The organism is Streptomyces aurantiacus, assembly GCF_001418335.1.
Classification (GTDB): Bacteria; Actinomycetota; Actinomycetes; order Streptomycetales; family Streptomycetaceae; genus Streptomyces; species Streptomyces aurantiacus.
Genome location: NZ_LIPP01000456.1, coordinates 1 through 1180, shown reverse-complemented (window position 1 = coordinate 1180; position 1180 = coordinate 1). Strand labels below are relative to the sequence as shown.

1 protein-coding gene is annotated in these 1180 nt (G+C 71.2%); it reads right to left on the bottom strand.

Features of this window, described 5'->3' with window-relative positions:
* Window positions 1–253: 253 nt before the first annotated feature.
* Window positions 254–931 (bottom strand): TetR/AcrR family transcriptional regulator, encoded by a 678-nt coding sequence (locus tag AOK01_RS38590; RefSeq protein ID WP_055520093.1) that lies wholly within the window; start codon window positions 929–931, stop codon window positions 254–256.
* Between the last annotated feature and the right edge of the window lie 249 nt (window positions 932–1180).

Genomic DNA, 1180 nt, shown 5'->3' with positions numbered 1-1180 from the left:
GAACGGCAGAGTGGAGGCACGGAAAGGGGCGCGGCTCCGGCACCGCCGACGCGGGGCGGCGGAACGGTGCCGTGCTCCCTACCGCTCCTTCCGCCGAGACCCGGCGGGAGTGAGGCACGGTGGACCCGAAGGGGACCGGAACGGGGGGACCGTCGGGGATCACGGGGGACGTACGGGGGAACGTACGGGGGAGTTCAAGAGGGGCGCCGGTACGGCGTGGCCCGCGGGGGACGCGGCCACGTCGGACCGGCGCTCACTTGTGTCCGACGTGTCCGACGTGCCCGGCGTGTCCGGCGTGCCCGAGACGCTCCCCGCCGACCTTCCCCTGGAGCAGCAGCGACAGCGCCGCGTGGACGTCGTCCAGGGAGCGCTGCGGCTGGAACGCCTGCCGGTCCAGGGCCGCCACCAGCACCATGCCGACCAGCGCCGCCGCTGTCAGCGGGGTGTCGATCTCGTCGCTCAGCTCGCCGTTCGCGATGCCCTCACGCAGGACGTCCTCGACGACCGCGACGGCCTGCTGCCTGACCACCGCCAGCGTGGACTGCCAGGCCCGGTTGGTGCGCCACAGCTCCGCCACGTACAGCTGGGTGAAGGCCGGGTAGCGGCCGATGAAGACGAGGCCCGCCCGGATCATCGCGTCCAGCGCGTCGACCCTGCTGCCGCCCTCCTGGTCGGTCTGCTCCACCGCCTCCCGCAGTGCGGCGGTGAGCAGTCCCACCCCGTGCCGGAGCAACTCCTCGAAGAGGACGGACTTGCTCGCGAAGTTGTAGTAGACCGTGCCCTTCGCCACCCCGGCACGCTCGGCGATCTCGTCCACGGTGGTGGCCGAGAAGCCCTGCTCGGCGATGAGGGTCACCGCCGCCTCGTAGAGCTTCTGCCGGGTCGCCTGTCGCCGGCCGCCGCCGCTGTCCACCGTCCTGCTGCTTTCCATGGCCCTGATTGTCACAGGGCTGCCGTCGCCGCGCGGACACCGTCGAACGCCCAGCCGTTTCCGAACCTACGATCGAATAAAAAGCGCAGGTCAGGCCGGATTGTCAGTGGCATACCGCACGATAGGCACATACGGCACCTCCTGTCGGGGCGTGCCGTCACACGACGACAGGAGGTTCGTCATGGCCAGCTCTTCCGCAGCCGCCGCTCGTCGGCGCCGCGCCACCGGCCCTGCTGGAAACGCCGAACG

Bases quoted from the DNA above. Each gene is read 5' to 3' on its own strand.
- AOK01_RS38590 (WP_055520093.1), bottom strand. From the start codon at position 931: ATGGAAAGCAGCAGGACGGTGGACAGCGGCGGCGGCCGGCGACAGGCG.